The sequence below is a fragment of the Methylobacter sp. genome (genome assembly GCF_036845245.1).
In the GTDB taxonomy this organism is placed as follows: Bacteria; Pseudomonadota; Gammaproteobacteria; order Methylococcales; family Methylomonadaceae; genus Methylobacter_A.
Genome location: NZ_DAIUEH010000012.1, coordinates 1 through 26,040 on the forward strand (window position 1 = coordinate 1; position 26,040 = coordinate 26,040).

Sequence of the window (26,040 nt, forward strand, 5' to 3'; positions counted from 1 at the left end):
TTGTCAAACTTTGTGAGTCCCCCAGCAGAGCTGGGGGTTTACCTTTGATTAATTATTTAACCAGCGCATGAATTCTTCCCCATCAATGGATAATGCACGTATTTTTAGTATGTGAGGATCGGATTTTCTGACAACGAGCTGGCCTGATAGTATTGCTTTGATCAGTTGCAAGAAGGGCATTTCAATCCTGCCTTGGATCTGATATTGCATGATTTGAGATATGGTTAGGCAAGCTGTAGTAATTGGTGCTGCTCCCCTGTTGATATTTTCGATGATGGCGCTAAGTTCAGGTTGTGAGTATTGCCATGTTGAGCAATAGCCTCTACGCGGCGGTATTTCAAACTTAAAGCAACCACTGTTTTGCAACTGAGAAAACTGGGCTTTGGTTACTCCCAAAACTTGGGCGGCAAAACTTGCAGGGATTAACCTTTTTAGATGTGGCAAAATTTTTTCCAAGTCAGGACGATACACTGCGCTTTTGGTGTATTTCTCGGCATATTCGTGATGGACTTTGACCTGTTTATCTGTAATTGCTCTGCTCAACACGGAGTTGGCAATACCATATTCTTTACAGGCTTTTTGGAATGAGTACCATAGCTGATCTTTTTTGGCGTTTGGACTGAAAAGCGTGTGCTTTTCGGTTATATCCCTGATTAAGTTCATCGAGGCATAGTTTTCGACCACGTCTCTTAATGGTTGAACTGACGACCATGAAAATTGTTTGAAGAATTGACGATAAAAATAAACCAGCCGTTTCTGTTGGATGCCAATGTAGCTTGCATTAGACAAGTGTATTGTTTGTAAAAATCGCCAGAAACCACTACTCTGATCGGAAAAAAGAGCGTCAGCGCATTGAATTGCCTTATCCTGAAAATCACTGACATACTCGAATTTTTGCCTGGCAGGCTTGGCTAGGTCCTTTCCAATGTCTAGCCATTTCAACATAAATGTAATGAACTCACATCGTTCGACAATAGATGGCTGATGATTAGTGTCGAATAATGGATTGTCTTGGTTCAGCAAGCCTTCCTCCAAAAATTGCTGCATCCAAAGAACGGATGGTGGGGCGGAAACGACTTCTGCGTTTGCCAGTTGCTCAAGGCATTCTGATTGATTTTCATCAACTTTCAGAACGCTTTGATCCTTTTGGCAGTGTGGACATAAGTCATGTAGCCATACTTGGTGTCTGGCACAGGCTACAGACAGTTTTAGTTGCCAACCTATATGCCAGTAGGACTCTTCCTGAAGACATAGTGGACAATAGCGTAACCGCGAGGAGTTGATATGGATATTGGGTAAAGAACATATTTCCTGAAGCTCAGGAACGGTTTGTTCATAGCCAGTCCAGTCTGTCGCCAAAAGAGTTTTGTATAACAGCTCGTAATTGATTGTTTCTGTACCTTTGCCAGAAAGTAACCATCGATAGGAGGGATATCTATTCAGGTTGGCAAGCCGAACCAGAAAACTAATTGGATTTTCATCAGGAAAGCAGCTGGTACGGATAGGAGGACAGATGAGTGTTAATTGTTCGTCCATCATAACTTTTTCTCCTTGCTCCGGATTACCTCTAAAACGGAGGCCTTATAAAAAACCATGCCGCGCTTATCCAACCTTTGACCAATGAACTGTGGGTTAAATGGATTCATCTTCCCAACTCCTTCAACCCAGATTGAATCACTGAACGCCAGTTCCAGACATTGCCGGTCAATCCCCGGCAAATGGCGATTTATACCGATTTGATAAGCGCCCAGCATCAGTTTGACCATGTAGTCCATAGTCCCGTTAGTTGCAAAGTGCAATTGCCTAACAATACCGTCTTGCTGTAAGTCCAGTGGAGACGACATGGCCAATGCCTCATCAATTTTTTTTATGACGCCGAGAAAGTGACTTCGGCTAGTCGGACACTCCAGGTCGAAGGGTTTTAAATCGATGCGCCGACAAAAGCGGCGACGTAGTTGCTCATTGGCATCCAGAATAATTTGCGTACGCTCCAGCCCCATAATCACCGTTGATACCTGGGCTTTATCAATCAGGGTTTTGAGCCAGTCGGCCACTTCTGCAGGTGCTCGTTTATGGCCTCGGTCGACGAAGTGTTGCATTTCATCGAACAAAATTAGTTTTATTTCGCAGGTTTTGATCAAATGCAAGATACGTATTGTTTTATCAATGGCTGATCCCCGATAAAAAATCGGATCGCCCAATTGAACAAGCATTTCTTCAGCCAGATTTTTAATGGTGGGCAAGGCTGGAATATTGATTGCCAATACGGGAATACTCTTACGATCTACGCGTTCGACTGGTGGAAACTCTTTAACCAGCATATCCATTAGAGTGGTTTTGCCGGTACCAGTTGGACCGACTACCCAATAATTTTTGGTTAACCCGGTTTGCTGATTAAAAAGATAAGCCTCCTTGAGCAATTGATAGGCTTCATTAAACGCAGGATGCTTAATAATGAGTCTGGACACGACGGACCATGTTTGATTGAGCGTGCTTTGGTCAAGCATGATCAACCTCCTTGCTGTCCACATCAAAATCAGGAATATCGCCAGTACGATAATCTTTGTCAGACTGGTGACTGACTTTTTCCGGTAGCGTGTTAGACGAAAAGGCCGCTTGTTGAAGCTCTTCGGTGTTGTAGCGAGCGGCCTTTTTGCGCTGACTAACTTTTTTGCTGTTGCTGACATCGGCAATTAACTGTCGCAATTTTTCCTTTCCGCGTAGATATAAATCAATATCGACACGTGCCGCATTCGTTTGGTTGGTGTGTTGGCGTATGAGTAAATGCTGTGCTAGCGTGAGCTTGTTGGCGTACTCGGGGTAGGTGCAAGGAACTCTGAAGTAATCTCCCTGATGTTCATCAAACACCCATATCTCGCCCAAATCCTCTGGATTAATTCGTATGTTGACCTTAGCAACACCGCGTTTGCGCAAAGTGGCCAGTTCCGCCGAGTTAAACATCAATCCTTGGAATTGCACGCCTTCGTGGTTTAATTGGCGGCTTTTCTGGATAGCCAAAATCAAATCCAGCTTTTCCTTACTTTCTGGCAAAACCGGCTCAATGATTTTCAGTCCGTCTTTCCAGGCCAGCGCGGGTGTGATGCCAAGACTTTTATGCGGTGCCTGGATATACACGTCAATCAACCAGACATGCATCAGTTTTTTAAACTCAGCCAATGTTAAGCAGGCTGGCTGAATTTTCTGCATCATAATCACCCCTCTGCTTTATATTGGAAAATGTCGTTCCCGCCACTTTGTGGCTGACTTGCCGATTATATGTACCTAAAAATCGCTCAATAGCCCCCTTGTAATGCGGTTGTTTTTTCGGGCAGAAAGTCAGTTCGATATTTAATTCTGCGCACATGCGTCGCAATTGGTGAGCATGGAACTCCAGGCCATTGTCACAAACCAGATTGACCAGAATCCCGTAAGCAAGCCATTCGTTTTCGACCTCCGGATATTCCTTCGACACATAGGTTTTCGGCATAATTGCGTGCCGGAGAGCACGCATCACGGCAAGTTCTGATGGTGGCTCAAATCCAATCTCGAACCCCAACGGAAGGCGTGAGTAGCGGTCAATAATGAATGTAACTGTGGGTCTGCCGATAGTTAAACCGGTCACGTCATCAACAATCAGCAAATCCAGTGGCGTATGATCAACTTCGGCCCGCTCGAGGATGTATTTTGGTTCTGGCCCTTTACCGGCGGCTCGGAAATGTCTGTCAGCTGCTTGTTTGCCTTTTCTGGCCGCCATAACCAAGTATTCATCATAGGTTTCGACGTACCGATAAAATGTTGCTTTGCCGGGGATGGGGAGAGGTGTATTTCGATTGATGTTTAGAGCCTTAATTTTGTGTTTAAGCGCATCATAAATATCTTGGATACTCCCACCTTCTGACTTAAGATAAATCTCATCTATGAGTTGTTGCGCTAAATGCTCCAACTCTTTAATAATTTTTCGCTTATTTTTCGGCCCCTTTTTATATTTAATCAGGGCGGTGATAGACCTATCTGCTTTTATCCACCGCTTCCACCAGCGGTAAACAGTGAGAGCTGAGGGCGGATCGAAATTGTTGGACTCTTCTGCCACCAACTTAATGACTCTCGATAACCTGTGGCAAGTAATCTCCTCGCCCAATAGCTCATCAGCCTTTTTCAGATATTTAAGCCGGTAATAGACTTGCTGTTGTATCGCCTCAGGATAGGCGGATAAATCGCTCTCTAACCGCTTATTATTTTCCGAAGTCGTTGTTACGGTCTGCTGCCCACATAAAATGAGTTCTCCCGTGCTCATAAAGCCCAAAAGTTCTTGCTTGGAATAACTGCTTAATGCCAAATCGCTTTTTCGCTCCAATTGACATTGACCGTCTTCAAGAATGCGAATCAGTCGGTATGGCACATTGTCTAAAATCAGGTCCTGTCCGGTATGTAAAGAGGCAAGTTTCATGATGATGGTCTCCATTAGCTGGGGTAAAAAGAGCGCTTGCTAAATTGAGCGGTTGATCGAGATCAATTCGGATATGCAACTGCGCAAGCAGTGCAAAGGCTATGGATTGCAAGCCAAAAAATTGGCTCAACGCCCCAAACGTTGGATCGTTGGCCAGCCATGCCTTGGCTTGCTGCGAGATGTGAAAGGCGATCTCGAATCGCAGATAAGGACGCAGTATCGAAAAATTCCTGATTCGATTCGGAAAATTCAGTTCTTCATCAGTTATGACGATGAAGTTGTAGCCCTTTTCAGCCAGGAACTGATTTGCAAGTTGTAGCCGTTCCAGCATTTGCGGTGAGCGCAGCTTGGACAATGGCTTTATTTCGACATAGATGATTTCGCCGTTATATAGGGTTAGCTCAAAATCCGGTGTATAACGACACATACGTTCCTGGTATGGAAAATAAAGAGTTTCCGGCTGCTCGCGGAATGCTATGACGGCAGGGGAAAATTCAAAGTGATAGCAGGCTTTTTGTTCCAGCTGCGATTCCCAAGCAATCATGCGCTTCATCTTCGTTGACGGGAATTGTCCCCGGACAAGTCCACGTGAGGGTGTAACCGGCTCTCTTGCCCGCTCGGCTTTGGGCTGTGGCGTAATATTCAGGCGCAAAGCAGCGCTCTGACCAGCGCTTTTACGCTCGCCATTAGAGTGTATAGACATAACTATTCCTTACCGAATACGGTAATAAAGTTTTCTGTTAGTGGTAATTTGGCCAGAGTTGGCTTGACGAGAGTTGTGAGCGGGGAGATACTATACTTTCTCACGGCGGAGTATCTACTTCGCTTGCAGCGCGGGGCAAGCCGACTGGTTTGTTCCGTGTTGCACTTTACATATTCATTCTCCTCGTTTTTGTTTGCTTGTTCGACGTGGTGTTTAACGCAAGAACATTTAGCATAATCGTGATTTGTTCTTGGCTTAATCTTCCCAATTGTTGTTTTAATCGGCTTATCAATTGATATTCAGCGAGTATCATGTTGCCAGGCAACTTAAATGACAATTCGGATTGTTCCACACTTTCCCACAACAAGGTTTGCTCTTCCTCATTTAGATCCAATGCAGCAATCAGCCTTTCAAGTACTTTTTTGGATGGCGGTGCTTTCCGACCTTTTTCCAACGAACTGATATAACAGGCTTGAACACCAAGGTCTGCTGCCAATTGTTTTTGTTGTAGTTGACGACTACGCCTAATATTTTCTAAAAACAACCCGAACGGTGTCATGGAGAGGAGCCTTATTTCAGTAATTTTCTATAAGAATAATAGAATCATGAAAAATATTAAATTTGTTTTTATAATCAATTACTTATTCGATATATCGAAATAAATAAGCACTCTAATTAAGCAATTAACTTTATAAAAACAACGGGGGTGCCAAATATGTTTGTATTGATTGTTATGGTGGCCAGATTGAAGTAATTTGTCGTAATATTTTAGCCGCTAAAATTTCACGAAGTACACTAATCTACAAACAAACTCCTTGCCTGGCGTAAATCGCTTTAACCCATGTTCTTTTTCGGTATTCTGTTTTTTACATTAAGGATTTGTGGAGACGCGGTGCTTTTATCTAAAAGCGCGAATTTACCTGATGGAAAGAGAAAGAAATTAATTATCGTGTTTTTAATTTTTGGTGAACGTGCGAACACCAGCCGCATGTCCCTTTATGGCGTCAACTCGCTAGAAAATATTGCGTGGACTCACATTCGGAGTGTGCTGTTTTAGTCGAAAGCAGTCACCAGTCAACTCTTGCCAGCCTCATTTGTTCGTTGTGTGAGACTGCTTGTAAAGAGCGAGGACCTGTTCCCTTTGTCCCACATTGGGACTCAATAGAAGAAGCAAGACCATATCCACATCCAACTATCTCTGAAAAATAATGAAGCACTAGAGCATTTCTCCGTTAGTCAAAAGCATAGCCTGAGTTTTTAAAATAATTGAGGCATTCGTCAGAGTGAAACTGATCCATGATCTGGCCGATAGCTTGCCAAAGCGGGTCAAGCGTTCGTTCAGCGGCCTTGCGTAGCAAGGCTTTCAGTTTGGCAAAGACCTGTTCAATCGGATTCAGGTCAGGACTATACGGCGGCAGGTATTTCAGCGTCGCACCTCGGGCTTCAATCAGTTCCTGAACATCGGCGACTTTATGAGCCGGCAAATTGTCGCAGATCACGATATCGCCGGGCTTTAACGTGGGCCCCAACTGCGAGCTTAAATACTCTTTGAAAGCGTCGCCATTCATGGCCTGATTCAAGCACCAGGGTGCTGTGAGCTGGTCCATCCGTAAACCGGCAATAAACGTTAGCGTCTGCCAATGTCCGGCCGGGGCATCATCTACACAGCGAGCGCCGCCGAGTGCACGGCCATAGCGGCGGATCATATCGGTTGAAGCACTGGTTTCATCCAGAAATACCAGTTTCGACACATCGCAGCTTTTCTGCCACGCTTGCCATTGCTCTCGGGCTAGCGCGACATCGTCACGTTGCTGTTCACTGGCGAACACGGTTTTTTTTATAGCGATAGCCCAATTTTTGGCGGACAAACTTATCGATCGCTGAGATGGAAAGGCTCAAGCCCTGTTCGTTGGCTAACCACGACTGTAATTCTTTCAAGGTCATCGACGGATGATCCGATAACTGGGCCTTGATGGCGTCTTCATACGGTTCCAAAAAAGCACGTCGATAACCTCCGATCTGCTTAGCATGAACATGACCTTTCTGTTTCCAACACTGATGAATATTTGACACAAAAGAAGAGCTGACTTGAAACAGCGTAGCGACTTCGCGTGTTGTTTTGCCGTTTTCAACGGCATTCACCACACGCAGCCGTAAATCTTCAGAATAAGGAGTAGGCATTGTCTCGGGTACCACGGTGATTGCTAAACGCCTTGATTCTAACAAAATGCCTGTCTTTAGGTAGCAGATAATTGCTCTAGCTAACTGCACCTATTGACAAAGGAAAATGGTCAACTGACCGTCCAAAACGAAACTGGCAAACCGCTATCAGTTGGCTGACAGATGAATCAAGGGCGAGCGCTGGCCGAATTGCTGAATCACCTTCAACCGCTCAGTCAACAGATACTTTTACGGATATTTCATGAGGTATCGCAAACCGCTGAACAACAGTAGCAAATTCTGTAAACTGGGTTTCACTATCGCTCTACCCAGTCTACGCTTATTTTGGATGTGACCAACTGGTCACTCGTGGCCATTAGAACTTATTTCATTAATTATGAGATTTCATTTCACAATTGTGAGATTTATTTCATAAATTATGAGATCCGACAAAAACTAAGCAATCAGACATCCAAATTAGTAACATCCAACGCATTCTTAACAATAAAATCCCTACGCGGCTCAACTACATCGCCCATCAAAGTGGTAAAAATCTCATCGGCGGCAATCACGTCTTCGATTCTGACTTGCAGCAAACGCCGGTTGTTGGCGTCCAAAGTGGTTTCCCATAGCTGTTCCGGGTTCATTTCGCCCAGACCTTTGTAACGCTGGATATGCTGGCCTTTTTTAATTTCCTTCATCATCCATTCAAACGCCTGTTTAAAGTTACTGACTGGCTGCTGTCTTTCGCCCATTTGCATAAATGAGCCTTCGTTAAACATGTCCGCTGTGTCTTGGGCATATTGCGCGATTTTTTGGTAATCCTTGCCGTTGAAAAAGGTTGATGGCAATACAAAGGTTTTAGTTATTGCATGCAGGCGCTTATTAACCACTACAGAAAAGTCACTAGCCGTTTTATAGTCCAGCTCAATGGTGTATATCGCCTTACTGTCGCAGTCAGTCAGTTTTTGCTCCATTACAGCAAACCAGGCGGCGAGTTTTTGCTGATCTTGCTTGAGTTCGTCGCTGATCACATCCATATAGGCAAACTGCTCCAGAAAAACTTCATCGTAACGTCTGGACAGACGGTTATTGATACCGTCTACCTCCGTAAACAATTTAGCCAGTTTTTCCAGACCCTGCCCTTGAATTGGCGGTGCGGATACGTCGGTAAAAAGCTGTGCTTTATCTAATGCGAGCTGGATCAGGTATTCATTCAGCTGAGCATCGTCTTTAACGTAATGCTCTTGCTTGCCTTTTTTCACTTTATACAAAGGCGGCTGGGCAATATAGATATAACCTTTCTCGACGATCTCGGGCAATTGACGGTAGAAGAACGTCAGCAACAAGGTTCTGATGTGTGACCCATCGACATCGGCATCGGTCATGATGATAATGCGATGGTAACGCAGCTTGGCTAGGTTGTACTCGTCCTTGCCTATGCCGCAACCTAACGCGGTAATTAATGTACCGACTTCTTCCGATGAAATCATTTTGTCGAAACGGGCTTTTTCTACGTTAAGGATTTTCCCTTTTAACGGCAGGATGGCTTGGGTACGACGATCCCTGCCCTGCTTTGCCGATCCGCCCGCAGAATCCCCTTCCACCAGGAACAATTCGGATAAAGCCGGATCTTTTTCCTGGCAATCCGCCAATTTGCCCGGCAATCCGGCAATATCCAGCGTAGTTTTACGACGCGTCATTTCACGTGCTTTACGGGCCGCTTCCCTGGCACGGGCCGCATCGACAATCTTGCCGACGATTGCTTTGGCTATTTGCGGTTTTTCGAGCAAAAACTCCTGTAGCTTTTCGTTCATCGTCGATTCAACCAACGGCTTTACTTCCGATGAGACCAGTTTGTCTTTAGTCTGTGAGGAAAACTTCGGATCAGGTACTTTAACCGACAGTACAGCAGTCAAGCCTTCACGGGCATCATCTCCAGTGGTTTGTACTTTTTCTTTCTTGGCTAAACCGCTGGATTCGATGTATTGATTGATGGTTCGGGTTAAAGCCCCTCTGAAACCGGCCAAATGGCTGCCGCCGTCGCGTTGCGGAATGTTGTTGGTATAGCAGAACACGTTTTCTTGATAGGAATCGTTCCACTGCATTGCCACTTCGACTGTGACGCCTTCTTTTTCTGCAATGAAATGGAATACTTCCGGAAACAGCGGCGTTTTGTTTTTATTAAGATGTTCAACAAATGCGCCTATGCCGCCTTCAAACTCGAATACATCTTGTCTGTCGGTGCGCTCGTCTTCCAGGCTGATGCGTACGCCGGAATTCAGGAAGGATAGTTCTCTGAGCCTTTTTGCCAGAATGTCGTAATGAAACTCGACATCGGTAAACGTCTCTGAACTGGGCTTGAAATTTATCAACGTACCCGAGCCTTCAGCCGGCCCTGCTGCCGCCAGCGGAGCAACCGGATTGCCCATGCGATACTGCTGCTTGTAAAGTTGACCATTTTTGCGAACTTCAAGATTCAATTCTTCGGATAATGCATTGACAACTGATACACCAACACCGTGCAAACCACCGGAAACTTTATAAGCATTATCATCAAATTTACCACCGGCATGAAGTACCGTCATAATGACTTCTGCCGCTGACCTACCCTCTTCTTTATGAATATCGACAGGTATACCTCGGCCATCGTCAGAAACAGAAACTGAGCCATTAGTGTGAATAATCACCCTAACCTCTTTGCAATAACCGGCTAAAGCTTCATCAATCGAATTATCGACGACTTCAAAAACCATGTGATGCAAGCCAGAACCGTCATCCGTATCACCGATATACATGCCCGGTCTTTTTCTTACGGCATCTAATCCCTTTAAAACTTGAATATTGGTGCTGTCGTATTCAGGCACTGCATGTACAACAGCGGCCGTTGGGCTTGATGTTTCGACAACTTGATCGATGGAGTTACTCATGGTTGTTTTCTTTCCTAATTGGTTGCGAATGTTCCACGTGGAACACTACACGGGTTTTATGGTGCCATGTTCCACGTGGAACATTTTATAATTTTTTATCTGGCTTAGATCGCCAAAATCAATTTTTTCTGTAGCGGTTATAAACACCTGACATGCCATCAATGACAAATAGCGCAATAACTTGGCACGATTAACTACATCAAGCTCTGCCGCAAAATCATCAATTAATATGCAGCCGGTTTGGCTCTGTTCATTGGCAAGCAACTGCACCTGTGCCAATTTCAAGCTCATGACCAACAACTTTAATTGACCTCGCGAAACAAAATCCTTTGCCAGCCGATTATTAACCAATAATTGAAAATCCCCACGATGCGGTCCACTATGGGTAAAACCATAACGTAAGTCTTTATCCTGATCTTCAATTAAAATCCGGCTATATTCCTTTGACGAATCCCAACCTGATACAAGCCTCAGATCGATTCCCTCAAGAGCAAGAAATCTACCGATAATCTCGATAAAAACAGGCTTGAATTTTTTTAGATATTGCTGCCGGTAACTATTGACTATTGTACCGTAATAAACGAGTTCTTTATCCCAAACCTTGATTTGTTCAAGTCGCCTTGTTTTTAATAATGCATTACGTTGGGATAAGGCTTTTTTAAATTTGCGCCATGCAGATAGGAAATTTTGCTCATTATTAAAAACACCCCAGTCCAAAAACTCTCTTCGTATTTGCGAACCGGCATCAAGTAATTCATAACTTTTTGGATGAATAAGTTGTAACGGCAACGCGTAGGCTAAATCCGAACGTTTTTGTGTTGATTGCTGATTAATATGAATTTCAATATTTTTTCCATCCAGCTGTATCCCCAAATGAAGATGACTCCCATCTGTCTGCAAAGTATTTGCAGAAACAACCAGATGGTCTTGAGCAAAATTAATAACAGGTTTGATGGTTGAAGAACGAAAAGATTTGGCTCGCCCCAGGATAAAAATGGCTTCAATAAGAGCGCTTTTGCCACTGGCATTTTCTCCAACAATAAAATTAATTGTCGGAGAAGGATTGATGGATTCTTTTTGGATATTTCTCACTGCATAAATATCCAGTTTCAACAAACTCATAACTGCAATATTACAGTCTCATCGGCATAACGATAAACTTATATCCGCAATCATTGGGTTCATCTATAAAACAACTGCTGGCGTTGCTGGCAATCGTCAAAACGGCAAGCTCGGAATCCAAATTAGAAACCGCATCCAATAAATATTGGGCATTAAAAGCAATAGTCAGCGGTTCACCAGTGTATTCAATAAACAGTTCTTCCTCGGCTTCATCATGCTCCGGATTATGCGTACTGATTTTTAGACTGTCAGATTTAATATCAAAGGTCACGCCCTTGAATTTTTCATTCGACAAAATAGCGACGCGGGTCAATGCTTCTTTTAGTAGTTGCTTTTGAATATGGATTTGGTTAAAAAAATCTTGTTGAAAAACTTTACCGAAATCAGGATATTTTGAGTCCACCAGTTTCGCCGAGAAAACCAGGTTCTTGATAAAAATTCTAATATTGTTACTGGAAAATTCAATCTTCAGTTCAGCATCCGGATCGTCAAGCAATCGGTTAAGTTCAAGAACACCTTTTCTGGGAAGAATAATTCTAGATTCAAAGCCGGTAGCTTGATCCAGGTTGTCCTCATAAATGGACAAGCGATGTCCATCCGATGCAACCAATTTCAACTTACTGTTAGAGACATTGAGCAACAAGCCATTCAGGTAATAACGAACATCCTGGTTAGCCATACAGAATACCGTTTTATCCAGTGCTTTTTTAAATTTACCGGCATTAATCAATAGGTGGTTTTCTAATTCGGATTCAGCAAATTCAGGATAATTATCTGCCGGCAAACAGCTCAAAGAAAAACGGCTGCGATTGGAAGCAATTTTTACTTTATCATCTTGCAACTCAAATTTAATTTCAGCTCCACTAGGGAGAAGCCTGCAAATATCCAGGAATTTTCTGGCCGGTACCGTAATCGAACCCGGCGTAGCTGTAGCGATATTAATTTTAGCGATGATCTGAATTTCCAGATCAGTACCCGTCAAAATAAGCAGATCTTCCTCAATAACCATCAAAACGTTGGAAAGAATAGGCATCGTTTGCCTTTTTTCTATTACGCTGACTATTTGTTGCAAAGGAACCAGGATTTCTTCTCTATTAATAATAAATTTCATAAAAGAATATTTTTCTATTATTACTATTAGCTTAAAAGGAAACTGTTGATAACAGTATTTTATCCTTAATAATCAATTAGCTGTGTTGTTATAAATAATGTGGTTAAGGGTGATATTCTAACGTGTACGGATTGTAGTTAAATAAACGATGTTAGCAAAAATACATTTTATCCACAGGTTGTTCTAGGTCAATGTGACAAGGTTCTCAACAGGTTGGAGTAATCCTCGGCAATCTTGTTGTCAGCTTCTTTTAATTCGGCAATTCGTTTGCATGCATTCATTACCGTTGTGTGATCCCGACCGCCGAATGCATCACCAATCTCAGGAAAGCTGTGTGATGTCAGTTCTCGAGCCAAGCACATTGCCATTTGCCTTGGCCTTGTAATAGATTGTTTTCTATTTTTGGAAGATAAATCGGCAACTCGAATTTTAAAATATTCAGCGACCGTTTTCTGAATATTGTCGATATTAACGAGTTTATCCTGCAAGGAAATTAAATCATGCAACGCTTCCTTGGTGAAGTCGATGGTAATTTCACGACCGGTAAACTGTGCGTTAGCAATGACTCGTCTTAAAGCACCTTCCAAATCCCGAACGTTGGAAGGGATTCTTTTGGCAATAAAGAAAGCCACGTCCTGGGCCAATTCAATATTAACTAAAGCTGCTTTCTTCATTAAGATAGCGGCCCTGGTTTCCATATCAGGCGGCTCAATTAAAACAGGAAGCCCCCAGCCAAACCGTGATTTTAACCGGTCTTCAAGTCCTATGATTTCCTTGGGATATTTGTCGCAGGTTAAAATTACCTGATGCTTTTTTTCCAACAGTGTGTTGAACGTATGAAAGAACTCTTCCTGAGAGCGTTCCTTGCCGGCAAAGAATTGAATATCGTCAATTAACAGCACATCAACGCCGCGATAAAACTCTTTAAAAGCATTAATAGAGTTTTGTTGTAACGCCTTCACCATATCCTGAACGAATTTTTCAGAGTGCAAATAAACAACGGTTGCTGACGGATTTTTCTGTAAAACAGCATTACCTATCGCGTGCATCATATGGGTTTTACCCAAACCTGAACTGCCGTAAATAAGTAATGGATTATAAGCTTTGCCGATATTTTCAGAAACCTGCATTGAAGCCGCTCTTGCCAACTGATTGGACTTACCTTCAACAAAATTGTCGAAGGTAAATGCTTTATTGAGGAAGTTGGGGCTGGCTTTTTGAGTTCCGGCAGGCTTGGCTACTTTAGCTGCCGTAGCAACAGACGAATTTTTGGAACCGATTTCCAAGCTTAAATTTAATGAACCGTTAGAGAACTCATAAATAGTCTCTTCAATCTTTGCAAAATGATGCTCTTTAACCCAGTCCAGTACAAAGCGGTTAGGAGCCAATAATTTTATTTGTCCGTCGCTTTCTATGGCCTGAAGAGGCCTTATCCATGTACTGAAGTCAGAACCTGAAATTTCATTTTCAAGTTTAGAAAGACAGTTGTTCCAAATTGAGCTCATTGAAATAGTAAAAAGTTGATTATAATTAATAGTGTAATTTTGCTCTTTATCACTATACAGTAATAAAACATTGCGCTACAGAATTGACAGGCTGAATAGTTTATTTTATCATCCGCTGTCTTTTTTATCTGTTTTTGTTAACATTCATCCGATCAGGCCTTAAGTAAAATGAAAAGAACATACCAACCCAGTAAAATCAAACGCGTAAGAACCCACGGTTTTCGTGCAAGAATGGCAACAGTAGGTGGCCGTAGAGTTCTCAATGCTCGCAGAGCAAAAGGCCGCGCTCAGTTAACCGTTTAGTTGACGGTTGGTGGCTGAAGAAGTTTTTAGTTTCCCCCCGCAGTTACGGTTAAAAAAACCGGCTGAATATAAAAAGGTTTTTGCTAAGCCTGTAAAATCAAGTGACCAATATTTTACCTTATTAGCCATAAAGAATGATTTCGATCATCCGCGGCTGGGCTTGGCAATTGCTAAAAAAAATATAAGAAAGGCAGTCCAAAGGAATGTGATTAAACGAACTGTCCGGGAAAACTTTAGAATAAAACAACACGATTTGGGGAATATTGATATTGTTGTTTTGGCTCGTAGAGAAGCCGTAGATGCTCCGCTGGATTTGTTAAGAAAATCACTGGAAAGGCATTGGCTTAAGCTGGTATCCCGATGCGATTCATACTCATAGCAATTATAAAGTTTTATAAATACTTTATTAGCCCGCTGCTAGGCGATAGATGTCGTTTCTATCCAAGTTGTTCAAGTTATTCTCTGGAAGCGCTTCAGCTCCATGGAGCCATTATCGGCTCTTATCTCTCCCTCAAAAGATTATTAAAATGCCATCCGTTCCATGAAGGTGGCATCGATCCCGTTCCGGAAAAATTTGGTAATAAGAATGGATAATATAAGATTTATACTGATCGTTACTTTTGCAATGCTTGTATTTATGCTGCAACAAGCCTGGCAACTGGATTATGGCCCGAAGCCTGAAGTTGCCGCTATTACAGATACTATAGCTGCCAATACCAAAGAAGATTTACCTTCTGCCACCGGCGCAGCAGCCCAAACAGCGCCGGCAGAGCAAAATACTACAGCCGTTCCATTGGCAACCGTTTCATCCGCCAATGTCATTACCGTTAAAACCGATGTGCTTGCGCTCCAAATTGACCTGCAAGGCGGCACAATCCAGAATCTGGATTTATTGAACTATCCGGTAGAAAAATCCAACACTGTTGTAGATAAATTACGTGCAATGGTCGGTTTATCTGTTTCGGAAAAAAATACCGCTCCGGTACGTTTGTTCGACAGCAGCCAGGAAAAATTATTTGTTGCGCAAAGCGGCTTAATTGCCGACAGCGGTTTTGCGACTGCGCCGAGTCATCACACAGTATTTAAAAACGAAGCAACCAGTTACGATTTAAAACCCGAACAAGACAGCTTAACAGTTCCTTTAACATGGACTGATAATAATGGTCTGACTATTATCAAACTGTTTACCTTTAAACGCGGTAGTTACGACATAACATTGGAACAAAAAGTCAAAAATGATTCCGATAAGCCTTGGTCCGGCCGGCAATACAGCCAGTTACTTAGAGTTCCTGATACGTCCAGCAAAGGCGGTATGCTGACTGGCGGCATGAGAGCTTATGCCGGTGGCGTTATTTACACCGAAAAAGAAAAATATCAAAAAATAAGCTATGACGACATGGCTGATGAAAACCTTGATGTTGCCACTAAAGGCGGATGGACAGCGCTGATTCAACATTATTTTGCCTCCGCATGGATTCCACCTGCCGACCAGGAAAACCACTTCTATACCAAGGCATTGACTGACGGACATTATGTTATCGGGACCTATTCCCCATCGGTCACTGTTAACGCAAATTCAGATGCTCAGTTTGTTGCTCAATTATTTGCCGGTCCTAAAATCCAGCCTATGATGGAAAAAATCGCGCCTGGTCTGGAACTTACCGTTGATTACAGCTTTTTAACCTTTATCGGCAAACCCATCTATTGGTTGTTGAACCAGATCCATGATGCAGCCGGCAACTGGGGCGTAGCCATTATCGGCGTAACGCTGTGTATTAAATTATTGTTTTTCCCATTGTCCCAATCCAGCTACAAATCAATGGCCAAGATGCGCAAAATTCAGCCGCGTCTTAAAGAACTGCAAGAACGTTTTGCCGATGACAGACAGCGTTTCAATACCGAAATGATGGGACTGTATAAAAAAGAAAAGGTCAATCCATTGGGAGGCTGTCTACCCATTCTGGTGCAGATTCCGGTGTTTATGTGTTTATACTGGGTATTGAGCGAAACCGTTGAGTTCCGTCAAGCGCCTTTCATGTTATGGATACAGGACTTATCGATACAGGACCCTTTTTATGTATTGCCGGTCATCATGGGTATCACCATGAAGATCCAGCAAAGCTTAAATCCTGCGCCGATCGATCCGATACAGGCTAAGGTAATGAAGATGTTCCCAATCGTCTTTACTATTTTCTTCCTGTTTTTCCCGGCCGGTCTGGTTTTATACTGGGTAGTCAACAACACTCTGTCTATCATTCAACAGTCGTATATCACCAAGCAGATCGCTAAAATGCCATAGGCCTACGTGGATATAGAAAATCTAGATACCATTGCAGCCATTGCAACACCGCCAGGGAATGGCGGTGTCGGTATTATTCGTATTTCGGGGGCTTTAGTTCCTGAAATCGCCAAACATCTCACCAATAAAAAATTAGCTCCCAGACTGGCCCAATATTCATCTTTCACCGATGAGGACGGCTCAGTGATCGATTCCGGCATCCTACTTTATTTTCCTGGCCCGGCCTCGTACACCGGCGAAGACATCCTTGAACTTCAAGGTCATGGCGGTTCTGTGGTACTGGACATGCTGTTGCGGCGGGTTTTATCGCTGGGCGCACGCTTAGCCAATCCCGGCGAATTTACCGAACGTGCATTCCTTAACAACAAACTCGACCTAGCCCAGGCTGAAGCGGTCGCCGACTTGATTGAAAGCAGCACCGAACAATCCGTCCGGTCTGCGCAAAAATCGATGCAGGGCGTTTTTTCAGTACAGGTCAACGAGCTGGTTGAAGAACTGACGGAACTCAGAACTTATGTCGAAGCCGCTATCGATTTTGTCGATGAAGAAATCGATTTCCTGACCGACGGCGTAGTTGAGAACCGGATGGTTAAAATACTGCACCGCATTGAACAAATCCAAAAAACAGCACAACAAGGCCGCTTGCTGCGCGACGGCATGACCGTTGTCCTGGCAGGAAAACCGAACGCAGGAAAATCCAGCCTGCTCAATGCGCTGGCCGGACACGAAGCAGCGATAGTCACCGACATAGCCGGAACCACGCGCGACGTATTAAAAGAACGCATTCAGCTGGACGGCATGCCCTTGCATATCATCGATACCGCGGGCCTGCGCGAAAGCGACAATGCGATAGAGCAGGAAGGCATCCGCAGGGCGCACCAGGAAATCAAAAATGCCGATAAAATCTTATTGCTGATCGATGCCAGAGAACCGGACATAGAGTCGGTATTAAAAACCCTACCGTCCGGCGGAAACATCATCCAGATCTACAACAAAATAGACCTGCTAGGAATGGAGCCGGAAATAAAGCAAACCGAACTCGGCACCCAAATTTACCTGTCGATAAAAACCGGCAACGGCATGGAACTGTTAAAGCAACACCTCAAACAGAGCGTCGGTTTTAACGAAGCTACAGATAACGTATTCATTGCCAGAAGACGGCATATCGAAGCCTTAAACAAAGGCCATGAGTTTACTGAAAGCGCTTTAAACCAGTTAAGAGGCAGCCAGGCCGGAGAACTGGTCGCGGAAGATTTAAGACAGGCGCAAAACAGTCTTGCTGAAATTACCGGAAAATTCACCTCAGATGATTTACTGGGGAAAATATTTTCCAGTTTTTGCATCGGCAAGTAATTATTGTCACTACTGTTTTCCTAATGTATGGCTTTTTAACAGCGGTTTGGAATATCAACTTTCCGTTTTTATCTCAAGCCGTTTCAACAAGCGATGAAAATTACCCCGATCCATCCCCAGCATGCGTGCCGTAGCAGCCATATTGCCCTGTTGCGCTGCCAGTTGTTGCCGGATAAGCTGGCGCTGGAACTCGTCAATTGCGTTTTTAAAATCTATCGGCGTGGATAAAGCTGCCGGCGAATCCTCTACTGAGTCGATAGAATAGGCATTCAAAGGCTCCGGTACGATATCCAAATAGCTCAGCGATATTGTTATAAAATCCTCTTGGCGATTTTCCAGAGTCGCCGATTTTAGCGCTGCCCGGCTGAGTAAATGCTCCAGTTCGCGGATATTGCCCGGCCAGTGGTAATCCAATAAGGCTTTCTTCGCGTCCTGACCCAGACGCAACTTTTTAACGCCCAGACGCTGCTGGTTTTTTTCCAAAAAAGCGCCTGCCAGTAATAGAACATCCTTTCCCCGTTCACGTAATGCCGGAACATGCATCGGATAAACTGCCAGACGATGGTAAAGATCCGGGCGAAACTGCCCTGCTGCGACTTCCTGTTGCAGATTGCGGTTGGTCGCAGCAATGACTCGTACATCCACTTTGATTTGTTTATCACTGCCGACGCGCTGTATCTCGCCATTTTGCAAGGTGCGCAATAATTTGGCCTGTATCGAAAGCGGTAACTCACCGATTTCATCCAGGAAAATCGTGCCACCGTTGGCCAGCTCGAACTTGCCGGTGCGGTCGCTGACGGCGCCGGAAAACGCGCCTTTGATGTGGCCGAATAATTCGCTTTCGGCAATACTCTCGGGCAATGCCGCGCAATTGACGTAGACCATGACTTGATCGGCGCGAGTCGATTCCAGGTGAATGCGCCTGGCAACCAGTTCTTTGCCGACTCCCGTTTCTCCCAAAATCAAAACCGCCAGCTCCGAAGGTGCGACGATAGAAAGTTCATTACGCAATTTCCGCATGCATTCGCTGTCGCCGATCATGTCATGGTCGGTATTTTCCTTGAATAAGGTTTGGGTCGCATAACGCACCCGTTGCTCCAAAGAGGCGATCAGCCCGGCGGCTTTGACTGTGGCGGCAGTCAGGCTGATAAAGGTGCTGAGCTGGATCGGATCGATATTGTCGAAAGTACCGGGAGCCAGCGCATCCATCGTTAAAACGCCCCAGGGCTCGCCGTCGATAAATAGCGTAACGCCCATGCAATCATGCACCAGCAGTTGATCGTTATCCGTTTCAATCAATCCGTCGTAAGGATCAGGCAGGTCGGAGTCGGCGGCAAAGCGTACCGAGTGACCGGAGGCCAAAATCTGTGCCAGACGCGGATGCTCACTGACCGCAAAACGCCGTCCCAAGGTATCTTCCGATAAGCCGTTAACCGCCAGCGGTATCAGGTAATCGTTTTCGAATTTTAGCAACGCCGAGGCATCGCAAGGAAAAATCCGGCACAAATGTTCAAGTAACCGTTGATAACGTTGTTCTGCCGACATGTTGGTGGACAGATCGGCAACAATGGAAATTAGCGAGGTGAAAAACAGGTTTGTCGTCATAGTGATAACACTGATGTCAATTGAACAACTTAAAGTCGATGTCAATTATACAACGATACTTGGCCAAGCCAGTAAATATAAGGCTTCTCGCTTGGCATAGTAAGTGCACTTGCCTATAGGTATGACGCAGCATTGTGCTGCGACTTTAGTTGATTTAATAATTCGAGGAGACCACCTGATGTTTTGTTACCAATGCGAACAAACCGACCGCTCCAATGCCGACAGCGGTTGCTCTACTGCCAAAGGCATGTGCGGCAAAGATGCCGTAACTTCCGATTTACAGGATCTACTGATTCACGGCGTCAAGGGCATTGCCCAATATGCCAAGCGCGCTCGTGCTTTGGGCGTGCCTGATAATGCCGCCGATGACTTCATCCTCTACGCGATGTTTACCACTTTGACCAATGTGAACTTCAATGCGACCCGCTTTGTTCTTTTGATACAGGAAGCCGCCCAGATACGGGATCGAGTCAAATCGAGCTACATCACAGCTGCGCTTACATCAAGCCTTACGCCGGAAGACCTGACCGGTCCTGCTGCCTGGCAACCCGCTGCCGACATGAACGGGATGCTCAAGCAGGCTGCTGGTATCGGTATCAATGCCGGACTCGATCAAGTCGGACCGGATATTATCGGCTTGCGTTCACTGGTACTTTACGGACTTAAAGGCGTTTGCGCCTACGCTCATCATGCCTATGTATTGGGCAAAGAGAGCGAGACAATTTACGCCGGAATAGAAGATGCGCTGGATTTTCTGAGCTCGGATCCCACTGATGTCGAAGCATTGTTGAGTCAGTCCATGGCTCTGGGTACGTTAAATCTTGAGGTAATGGCATTATTGGATGAGGCCAACACCGGCACTTTCGGCGCACAGCAGCCGACTCAAGTGCGCATCACTCCTATCAAAGGCAAGGCCATTCTGGTATCCGGTCACGATTTGGGCGATCTGGCCGCGTTGCTTGAACAAACCAAAGATGCAGGCATCAATATTTATACGCACGGCGAGATGCTGCCTGCACATGCTTACCCTAAACTGAAGGCTTATCCGCATCTGGTCGGCAATTACGGCGGTGCCTGGCAGGACCAACAAAAAGAATTTGCCGAATTTCCGGGCGCAATCTTAATGACCTCGAACTGCATCATCGAACCACAGCCACAATACCGTCAGCGCATTTTTACCGCAGGTCCGGTAGGCTGGCCCGGTGTACGCCATATCAGCGACAAGAATTTCGCGCCGTTAATCCAGGCTGCCAATGCATTGCCCGGCTTTAAGGATGATATCGGCGAAAAAGTCGTCACCGTCGGTTTCGGCCGCGATGCGGTACTGGGCGTAGCCGATAAAGTGATCGACGCGGTCAAGTCCGGCGCTATCAAGCACTTCTTCCTGGTCGGCGGCTGTGACGGCGCTGCGCCCGGCCGCAATTACTACACCGAGTTCGCCGAACAGGCCCCCCAAGATACCGTGATAATGACCTTGGGCTGCGCCAAATACCGCTTTAACCAGAATGAATTCGGCGACATTGGCGGCATTCCGCGGCTGCTGGATTTAGGTCAATGCAACGACAGTTACTCGGCGATCAAAATTGCCACTGCGCTGGCCGGCGCTTTTGAGTGCAGCGTGAATGAGCTGCCCTTGTCCCTGGTCGTGTCGTGGTTCGAGCAAAAAGCCGCTGCGGTGCTACTGACTTTGCTGGCACTGGGTATTCGCAATATTCGTCTTGGACCCACCCTGCCCGCTTTCCTGACGCCTAATCTGGTACAGGTGATGGTCGATAAATTCGGGCTGCTGCCTATTACCACCGCTCAGACCGACATCGAAGCCTCGCTAACGCGCCAAGCGGCTTAATCCTCCCTTTGTTGCCGGAAACGTAAGTTTTTCCGGCAGCATTTTTTATTTGGAGCCCAACCGAAATATGAACACTCACGCTATTGAACTGACTACCCGAGACGGGGAACAGCTCCGTTTTGAATGCGCCACTGATCAGAATTTGCTGGAAGCCGCAGCCGACGCCCATATCGTATTGCCAGCCCAATGCGGACAAGGTAATTGCGGTACTTGCTATGCCGATGTCACCCATGGCGACTTTACCTTGGGTAAACATAATCCTGCGGCATTGCCTGATGGAGCCGGAGCCAGCGGTACGCTGCTCTGCTGCACCTTTCCTAAGAGCGATTTACGTATATCGCTGCCTTTTGATCATGATCGTATCCTGATCGGCGAAATCAAGGTCAGAAATGCCGAAATCACTGCCATCGATTCCGTCGGCGAAAATACGCTGCGCTTGGAACTACGCCTCGCATCGAATGAAGATGACGGGAGCATGGCTGAATTTGAGCCCGGCCAGTTCATGGAACTGGAAGTGCCGGGACGCGACATCAAGCGCGCCTATTCGCTTGCCAATATAAGCAACTGGGATGGTCGGCTGGAATTTCTGATCCGGCTGCAACCCGGCGGACTTTTTTCCACTTGGCTGCGGGAACAGGCAGCGGTTGGACAGACCCTGATCGTACATGGGCCAAAAGGCGCTTTCGGCTTGTATGAAAGCGGCCTAAGGCCACGCTGGTTTGTGGCAGGCGGAACCGGCTTGGCGCCGATGCTATCGATGTTAAGACGAATGGCCGAATTTCAGGAACCGCATCCGGCACGGCTTTATTTCGGTGCAAACCGGCCCGAAGAATTGTTTTGTCAGACTGAGTTGAAAGCATTACAAGCGGAACTACCCCAGCTTCAGGTCATTTTTTGCGTATGGAAACCGGACAATAATTGGCAGGGTTTTTGCGGTACGCCGGTGGATGCGTTGACTCAAGACCTGGCGGATGCGGCGGTGTTGCCTGACATCTATCTATGCGGGCCACCGGCTTTGATCAATGCTGCCGAGGCGGCCGCTCGGGCCAAAGGTGTGCCGGATAAACAAGTGCTGAGCGAAAGATTCTTACCTACGGTGTGACTGATTACCGTAGAGAGCTTGATGCAAAAATACGGGCAATATTGAGGATACTCACATCCGTAAACACCGCAGTCTATATTGTCAACAGCTGGCTAATCGATAATATACAAAGGACTGGCCGATTTTGATTGGCATCAAAGGAATACCGTTTTAACAGTCAGGTCAAATAGCGGTATAAGTTATGAAAACAGATCGGAGTTGTAAATTGAAAAGCTTAAATTTGTTGAATCCAGGTATACGTTACAACTGCAACCGGTTATTTATAAAGAGGCGTGGGGGTAGGTAATGCGGGAGTTTTGAACGGTATACCAAATAAATCAAAAACAGTTAAAACCCTATCAAGAAACAGAATGATATCTTGATAGGGTTCAGTCTATATTAGAGTAGACCTTTCAGCGCTTCAAACATTTTCAGCGCATCTCTTAATTCTTGTTCAGCTTCTTGCAAAGCTGCTTCTTTAGCATGTGTTTTGGCAGCTTTCAGTTTGTTATTAGCTCTTGAACGTGCCATGTCAACTTTATCGTTAGCATTGATTTCTTTGCTGGCATCCAGCGCATCTTTGACTAGATCAGCAACTTTTCCCCCTTCTGTACCACTAGTCACAGCATCCAGTGCTATTTTAATTTTAGCGGATACTATATCGATTGCGTCAGCAGGAGCATATGTAACTCTTCCTTTATCAGTTTCAGCCAAAACCGAAGTTGAAACAGCGCCCATAGAAGTGGCAATTAATAAAGATAGTAAGATTTTTTTTAAGATTTTCATATTGCACTCGACCTCAAGTCATTGTTATTTTTTAATTAAATTGGCTGTGTAACTATTTATAATAATAGCCATATACCAAGAATAATTTTAACACATTTTGAAACTATTCAACCAGCTGTGGAAGAGTTAAAAAGGGTATTTTTAGTGAGGTTTATTTTTGAATTTAGAATCAGATTCAAATACGTTAATAAAATAATTGAATCTGACTTAATGAACGGCCTGCTTGTTACTTATGTCCTGCGTCGTAAGTTACTTTCATTTCTTTAAATTGAGCTAAGCTAGCTTTTAATGTTTCTTCTGCCGCTTTAAGATCGCCGTTTTCAACAGCTTCACGAGCCACTCTCAATTTATCATTGGCTCTTTGACGAAGACGTTCAGTCAGCTCATAACGAAACTCTTTTTGCAGTTGGCGAGCTTCAGCAATCGTGTTTGAAGTCTCTTCTTTGCTGCCACCTTTTTCTATCAAGCTAATTGCTTCTTCAATTTTAGCAATCGTACCTTCAGCTGCTTCTCTAACGACAGCATTAGGATCTTTCTTTTCAGCAGCAAAAGCTGTTGATGACATTGCAGTCAGAGACATTGCTATAGCAACAGAAACTACGATTTTTTTTAATACTTTCATTGATTAAACCTATATTGTTAATATTTTTGTGTTCAGCATAACTATTAAAATGAGAGTTTATGCAAAAAGCAAAAATCCAACATAATAAATGGCTAATACCGTAGCGCATTCTAGCACAGAAAAAATTCTTTACCTGTTTTTAAAATAATATAACCCTTTAAAAATAAAAGGTTATAGGGGCTTATAAAAACACCTGTTTTGTTACTTCGCTGGAAGTGGAATTTAATGAGTTCAGAATTATTCATCGTCCCTTTTAACGTCAAGAACCATTTCCCCTGCATGATCTTCGGACACAATAAATAAGATCGGAGCACAGCAAACAGAACAGTCTTCGTAATATTGTTGAGGTCCGGCACTGGTATCTACCAATACATCGAGGGATTCGCCGCAATAGGGACAAACAATAATGATTTCATCGAGATCGTGCATGACTAAACCTTTCTAAGTAAAACGTCCAACCAGGACATGGGCAATATGCGCTTAAGAACGGCAAACAAATAAGTGGGGAAAGTGACGTAATAACGCATTTTGGGTTGTCCTGCTTCCAGCGCATGGATAACTTTTTTGGTAACGGCTTCAGCAGGAAGAGTAAACGGAACGGCCGCTCCTTCTTTTTGCAAGCGATCTTCCATGGTTTTATAAGTTTCTTTATGGTAGCTGTGTGTCGGATCTATATTTTTTTTGTATAACGCAAAAGCATTTTTTCTAAAGTCACTTCGAATCGGTCCGGGTTCAATCAACGAAATATGTATATTCGTATCATAAAGCTCAAGGCGTAAGGTATCGGCCAAACCTTCCAGCGCAAACTTACTGGCGTTATAGGCCCCCCGATAAGTCATCGCAACGAATCCCAAGACTGAACTGTTATAAATAATCCGGCCGTGTCCCTGTTTTCGCATCAAAGGTATGATCAGGTTAGTTAGCTCATGAGTGCCGAACAGATTGGTTTCAAACTGAAACCTGAGTACATCGCGAGTTAAATCCTCAACAGCGCCGGGTTGACCAAAAGCGCCATTATTAAATAACGCATCAATTTTCCCTCCGGTTAGTTCAATTGCCGAATTGACCGCTTGATGAATGCTGTTACTGTCAGCCAAATCCAGTTGAATTGCGGTAAATCCTTCCTGTTGCAAACGAAGCACATCTTGCTGTTTTCTTGCGGTGGCAATAACCCTATGACCGCGTTTTTTTAATTCAACGGCTGTAGTGTAACCAATACCGGTAGAGCAACCTGTAATTAATATTGTTTTTGACGCATTCATTTGGCAATTATCGGGTTAATTCCTGCTCGGTAAAATAGAAGCTTTTCCCACTACTGCAACTCACTGAAAAAACAAATGATCTTTTGGTACTTTTGCCATCTAATTCTGATGCTTCAACACGAATACATTGATTTGAGGCTAATGCTTTTTCTGCGGCTTGTCTTCTTAAACGTTCAATATCGGGAAGTCTGGTTTGGTAATTTTTGATTAAATCCGGTAATTGATCAAGATCATAAGGCGGAATAGAAAATGCTGAAAACTTTTCTGGGTTATTTTTAATAAGGAACTGGTTTTTTGCGCTTTCACTCAGTGCATCTTGTTTCAACTGTGCGTGTTTTTTTAGTGTCTGCTCTTGCTCAAGACTTTCATCCTGTTCTTTTTTGGCTAAATCCTGTTTTTGTTTTTCTTGGTCCAGTTCGGTAGAGCTGCCTGTTTTAATATTAATTTGCACCGTTTTACGTTCGGGGTCACAAGGCTTCGATTGGTAATCCGTCTTACCGTTAATGTCCGTACATTTGTAAATGCCTGCAAAAGTACAGATAGAAAAAAGACTTCCTAAAATAAACAGCATAGTTCTCATTTTTTCCTCAGTTGTTCCATCGTAAACATAAACAGTTCGAAAGAGTATAGGTGATTAGCCCTATATGACGGATTTTTTGTTCGGAATAATAGTAATAAATTAAAAATATTAAAGACCTAATTATTATTATTACGTAAGTTAAAACCTGTTGATAAGTCTGTTTTTGTATATAAAATCAGTTTCTTGAATGACATGGTAAAATGCAGTTAAAGCTATCCTGATCTTGTGTATGGGTTGTGGATAACATTGAGACTTTAGTTATCCACACTTTGCTCCACAACTTATACATAATTATTTAACAGCTTTACTCTATGTTGCCTCGAAC

General features: G+C 44.3%; 25 protein-coding genes. 7 read left to right on the forward strand and 18 right to left on the reverse strand.

The genetic code is table 11. The annotated features are described in order from the left end of the window. Positions 1-48: 48 nt before the first annotated feature. From V7051_RS07075 to dnaA, 12 genes are all read right to left on the reverse strand, one after another. Positions 49-1,539, reverse strand: a complete 1,491-nt coding sequence (locus tag V7051_RS07075; RefSeq protein ID WP_333874240.1) for a TniQ family protein — start codon at positions 1,537-1,539, stop codon at positions 49-51. Beyond that, positions 1,536-2,507 carry a TniB family NTP-binding protein gene (locus V7051_RS07080; RefSeq protein WP_333874241.1) on the reverse strand — a complete coding sequence of 324 codons (972 nt, stop codon included), beginning with the start codon at positions 2,505-2,507 and terminating at the stop codon, positions 1,536-1,538. The genes V7051_RS07075 and V7051_RS07080 overlap by 4 nt, the downstream gene beginning before the upstream one ends. Further along, positions 2,500-3,210: a Mu transposase C-terminal domain-containing protein gene (locus V7051_RS07085; protein ID WP_333874242.1), complete on the reverse strand. Its 711-nt coding sequence runs from the start codon at positions 3,208-3,210 to the stop codon at positions 2,500-2,502. Before V7051_RS07085 ends, V7051_RS07080 begins: the two co-directional genes overlap by 8 nt. Beyond that, positions 3,170-4,447 carry a hypothetical protein gene (locus V7051_RS07090; protein WP_333874243.1) on the reverse strand — a complete coding sequence of 426 codons (1,278 nt, stop codon included), beginning with the start codon at positions 4,445-4,447 and terminating at the stop codon, positions 3,170-3,172. Before V7051_RS07090 ends, V7051_RS07085 begins: the two co-directional genes overlap by 41 nt. Further along, a complete protein-coding gene (locus tag V7051_RS07095) occupies positions 4,371-5,099 on the reverse strand; it encodes a TnsA endonuclease N-terminal domain-containing protein (RefSeq protein ID WP_333874244.1) in 729 nt (242 codons plus the stop codon). The genes V7051_RS07090 and V7051_RS07095 overlap by 77 nt, the downstream gene beginning before the upstream one ends. Before the next feature lie 217 nt (positions 5,100-5,316). Next, the gene (locus tag V7051_RS07100; protein ID WP_333874245.1) at positions 5,317-5,709 is read right to left on the reverse strand and encodes a helix-turn-helix domain-containing protein; all 393 of its coding nucleotides are present in this window, start codon (positions 5,707-5,709) and stop codon (positions 5,317-5,319) included. A gap of 673 nt (positions 5,710-6,382) precedes the next feature. Next, positions 6,383-7,018, reverse strand: coding sequence for an IS630 family transposase (locus V7051_RS07105; protein ID WP_333874246.1), 636 nt, complete (start codon positions 7,016-7,018; stop codon positions 6,383-6,385). Beyond that, a complete protein-coding gene (locus V7051_RS07110) occupies positions 6,966-7,331 on the reverse strand; it encodes a helix-turn-helix domain-containing protein (protein ID WP_333874247.1) in 366 nt (121 codons plus the stop codon). Before V7051_RS07110 ends, V7051_RS07105 begins: the two co-directional genes overlap by 53 nt. Positions 7,332-7,774: 443 nt before the next feature. Then, a complete protein-coding gene (gene gyrB, locus V7051_RS07115) occupies positions 7,775-10,240 on the reverse strand; it encodes a DNA topoisomerase (ATP-hydrolyzing) subunit B (RefSeq protein ID WP_333874248.1) in 2,466 nt (821 codons plus the stop codon). 45 nt (positions 10,241-10,285) lie between these two features. After that, entirely contained in the window at positions 10,286-11,362 is a 1,077-nt protein-coding gene (gene recF, locus V7051_RS07120) for a DNA replication/repair protein RecF (RefSeq protein WP_333874249.1), read from the reverse strand. 10 nt (positions 11,363-11,372) lie between these two features. Continuing rightward, positions 11,373-12,473, reverse strand: a complete 1,101-nt coding sequence (gene dnaN, locus V7051_RS07125; RefSeq protein WP_333874250.1) for a DNA polymerase III subunit beta — start codon at positions 12,471-12,473, stop codon at positions 11,373-11,375. Between the two features lie 188 nt (positions 12,474-12,661). Continuing rightward, positions 12,662-13,978 carry a chromosomal replication initiator protein DnaA gene (gene dnaA / locus V7051_RS07130; protein ID WP_333874251.1) on the reverse strand — a complete coding sequence of 439 codons (1,317 nt, stop codon included), beginning with the start codon at positions 13,976-13,978 and terminating at the stop codon, positions 12,662-12,664. A gap of 168 nt (positions 13,979-14,146) precedes the next feature. On the opposite strand from dnaA, the gene rpmH reads away from it, so the two are divergent. From rpmH to mnmE, 5 genes are read left to right on the forward strand one after another with little or no spacing between them, the layout of a single operon-like run. Continuing rightward, the gene (gene rpmH, locus V7051_RS07135) at positions 14,147-14,281 is read left to right on the forward strand and encodes a 50S ribosomal protein L34 (protein ID WP_333874252.1); all 135 of its coding nucleotides are present in this window, start codon (positions 14,147-14,149) and stop codon (positions 14,279-14,281) included. A 10-nt stretch (positions 14,282-14,291) separates the two neighbouring features. Next, positions 14,292-14,660: a ribonuclease P protein component gene (gene rnpA, locus V7051_RS07140; protein ID WP_333874253.1), complete on the forward strand. Its 369-nt coding sequence runs from the start codon at positions 14,292-14,294 to the stop codon at positions 14,658-14,660. Beyond that, positions 14,642-14,875: a membrane protein insertion efficiency factor YidD gene (gene yidD, locus V7051_RS07145; RefSeq protein WP_081466894.1), complete on the forward strand. Its 234-nt coding sequence runs from the start codon at positions 14,642-14,644 to the stop codon at positions 14,873-14,875. Before rnpA ends, yidD begins: the two co-directional genes overlap by 19 nt. Beyond that, a complete protein-coding gene (gene yidC, locus V7051_RS07150; RefSeq protein WP_333874254.1) occupies positions 14,868-16,580 on the forward strand; it encodes a membrane protein insertase YidC in 1,713 nt (570 codons plus the stop codon). Before yidD ends, yidC begins: the two co-directional genes overlap by 8 nt. Positions 16,581-16,586: 6 nt before the next feature. Continuing rightward, the gene (gene mnmE, locus V7051_RS07155; RefSeq protein ID WP_333874255.1) at positions 16,587-17,933 is read left to right on the forward strand and encodes a tRNA uridine-5-carboxymethylaminomethyl(34) synthesis GTPase MnmE; all 1,347 of its coding nucleotides are present in this window, start codon (positions 16,587-16,589) and stop codon (positions 17,931-17,933) included. Between the two features lie 54 nt (positions 17,934-17,987). On the opposite strand, the gene norR is transcribed toward mnmE, so the two are convergent. Next, the gene (gene norR, locus V7051_RS07160; RefSeq protein ID WP_333874256.1) at positions 17,988-19,538 is read right to left on the reverse strand and encodes a nitric oxide reductase transcriptional regulator NorR; all 1,551 of its coding nucleotides are present in this window, start codon (positions 19,536-19,538) and stop codon (positions 17,988-17,990) included. Positions 19,539-19,716: 178 nt separating this feature from the next. On the opposite strand from norR, the gene hcp reads away from it, so the two are divergent. Both hcp and mmoC read left to right on the forward strand, forming a co-directional pair. Beyond that, complete coding sequence (gene hcp, locus V7051_RS07165; protein ID WP_333874257.1) at positions 19,717-21,384, forward strand: hydroxylamine reductase; 1,668 nt, start codon at positions 19,717-19,719, stop codon at positions 21,382-21,384. Between the two features lie 67 nt (positions 21,385-21,451). Beyond that, entirely contained in the window at positions 21,452-22,486 is a 1,035-nt protein-coding gene (mmoC, locus tag V7051_RS07170) for an aromatic/alkene monooxygenase hydroxylase FAD-binding subunit MmoC (protein ID WP_333874258.1), read from the forward strand. Positions 22,487-22,864: 378 nt separating this feature from the next. On the opposite strand, the gene V7051_RS07175 is transcribed toward mmoC, so the two are convergent. The 5 genes from V7051_RS07175 to V7051_RS07195 form a co-directional block, all read right to left on the reverse strand. Next, entirely contained in the window at positions 22,865-23,251 is a 387-nt protein-coding gene (locus tag V7051_RS07175; RefSeq protein ID WP_333874259.1) for a hypothetical protein, read from the reverse strand. A gap of 226 nt (positions 23,252-23,477) precedes the next feature. Then, positions 23,478-23,873 carry a hypothetical protein gene (locus V7051_RS07180; RefSeq protein ID WP_333874260.1) on the reverse strand — a complete coding sequence of 132 codons (396 nt, stop codon included), beginning with the start codon at positions 23,871-23,873 and terminating at the stop codon, positions 23,478-23,480. Positions 23,874-24,110: 237 nt separating this feature from the next. Next, positions 24,111-24,302 (reverse strand): CPXCG motif-containing cysteine-rich protein, encoded by a 192-nt coding sequence (locus V7051_RS07185; protein ID WP_333874261.1) that lies wholly within the window; start codon positions 24,300-24,302, stop codon positions 24,111-24,113. 2 nt (positions 24,303-24,304) lie between these two features. Next, on the reverse strand, positions 24,305-25,135 hold the full coding sequence (locus V7051_RS07190) for an SDR family oxidoreductase (RefSeq protein ID WP_333874262.1): 831 nt from the start codon (positions 25,133-25,135) through the stop codon (positions 24,305-24,307). A 7-nt stretch (positions 25,136-25,142) separates the two neighbouring features. Beyond that, positions 25,143-25,715 carry a DUF4124 domain-containing protein gene (locus V7051_RS07195; protein ID WP_333874263.1) on the reverse strand — a complete coding sequence of 191 codons (573 nt, stop codon included), beginning with the start codon at positions 25,713-25,715 and terminating at the stop codon, positions 25,143-25,145. Between the last annotated feature and the right edge of the window lie 325 nt (positions 25,716-26,040).

Coding starts and splice junctions, on each gene's coding strand:
- V7051_RS07075 (WP_333874240.1), bottom strand. CDS start 1,539: ATGATGGACGAACAATTAACACTCATCTGTCCTCCTATCCGTACCAGC.
- V7051_RS07080 (WP_333874241.1), bottom strand. CDS start 2,507: ATGCTTGACCAAAGCACGCTCAATCAAACATGGTCCGTCGTGTCCAGA.
- V7051_RS07085 (WP_333874242.1), bottom strand. CDS start 3,210: ATGATGCAGAAAATTCAGCCAGCCTGCTTAACATTGGCTGAGTTTAAA.
- V7051_RS07090 (WP_333874243.1), bottom strand. CDS start 4,447: ATGAAACTTGCCTCTTTACATACCGGACAGGACCTGATTTTAGACAAT.
- V7051_RS07100 (WP_333874245.1), bottom strand. CDS start 5,709: ATGACACCGTTCGGGTTGTTTTTAGAAAATATTAGGCGTAGTCGTCAA.
- V7051_RS07110 (WP_333874247.1), bottom strand. CDS start 7,331: ATGCCTACTCCTTATTCTGAAGATTTACGGCTGCGTGTGGTGAATGCC.
- gyrB (WP_333874248.1), bottom strand. CDS start 10,240: ATGAGTAACTCCATCGATCAAGTTGTCGAAACATCAAGCCCAACGGCC.
- recF (WP_333874249.1), bottom strand. CDS start 11,362: ATGAGTTTGTTGAAACTGGATATTTATGCAGTGAGAAATATCCAAAAA.
- dnaN (WP_333874250.1), bottom strand. CDS start 12,473: ATGAAATTTATTATTAATAGAGAAGAAATCCTGGTTCCTTTGCAACAA.
- dnaA (WP_333874251.1), bottom strand. CDS start 13,978: ATGAGCTCAATTTGGAACAACTGTCTTTCTAAACTTGAAAATGAAATT.
- rpmH (WP_333874252.1), top strand. CDS start 14,147: ATGAAAAGAACATACCAACCCAGTAAAATCAAACGCGTAAGAACCCAC.
- yidD (WP_081466894.1), top strand. CDS start 14,642: ATGCGATTCATACTCATAGCAATTATAAAGTTTTATAAATACTTTATT.
- yidC (WP_333874254.1), top strand. CDS start 14,868: ATGGATAATATAAGATTTATACTGATCGTTACTTTTGCAATGCTTGTA.
- norR (WP_333874256.1), bottom strand. CDS start 19,538: ATGACGACAAACCTGTTTTTCACCTCGCTAATTTCCATTGTTGCCGAT.
- hcp (WP_333874257.1), top strand. CDS start 19,717: ATGTTTTGTTACCAATGCGAACAAACCGACCGCTCCAATGCCGACAGC.
- mmoC (WP_333874258.1), top strand. CDS start 21,452: ATGAACACTCACGCTATTGAACTGACTACCCGAGACGGGGAACAGCTC.
- V7051_RS07175 (WP_333874259.1), bottom strand. CDS start 23,251: ATGAAAATCTTAAAAAAAATCTTACTATCTTTATTAATTGCCACTTCT.
- V7051_RS07180 (WP_333874260.1), bottom strand. CDS start 23,873: ATGAAAGTATTAAAAAAAATCGTAGTTTCTGTTGCTATAGCAATGTCT.
- V7051_RS07185 (WP_333874261.1), bottom strand. CDS start 24,302: ATGCACGATCTCGATGAAATCATTATTGTTTGTCCCTATTGCGGCGAA.
- V7051_RS07190 (WP_333874262.1), bottom strand. CDS start 25,135: ATGAATGCGTCAAAAACAATATTAATTACAGGTTGCTCTACCGGTATT.
- V7051_RS07195 (WP_333874263.1), bottom strand. CDS start 25,715: ATGAGAACTATGCTGTTTATTTTAGGAAGTCTTTTTTCTATCTGTACT.